1 protein-coding gene is annotated in these 316 nt (G+C 69.3%); it reads right to left on the bottom strand.

Annotated elements, in window-relative coordinates:
- The coding region (locus tag IE94_RS36850) for an acyltransferase domain-containing protein (RefSeq protein ID WP_037925011.1) at positions 1-316 on the bottom strand (316 nt) is incomplete at both ends.

Genomic DNA, 316 nt, shown 5'->3' with positions numbered 1-316 from the left:
TGATGCCCGCGAGGGCTTCGGTCAGGTGCTGCTCGATGGTTTCGACGTGCGCGGAGTGTGAGGCGTAGTCGACGGGGATCAGCCGGGCCCGGACGTCCTGTTCCTGGAGCTGAGCGACGAGGGCTTCGACGGCGTCCTTGTCGCCGGAGACCACGGTGGTGTTCGGGCCGTTGACGGCGGCGATGCCGACCCCGCTGGGGAGGTGTGCTTCGACGGTGTGGGCGGGCTGCGGGACGGAGGCCATGGCTCCTCGCCCTGCGAGGTGTTCGCCGATGATCTGTGCGCGTACGGCGACGACTTTGGCGGCGTCCTCCAG

The sequence above is a fragment of the Streptomyces violaceorubidus genome, from assembly GCF_000717995.1.
Classification (GTDB): Bacteria; Actinomycetota; Actinomycetes; order Streptomycetales; family Streptomycetaceae; genus Streptomyces; species Streptomyces violaceorubidus.
Note: the sequence above shows the minus strand (reverse complement) of the source record. Positions and strands in the feature narration are given on the sequence as shown.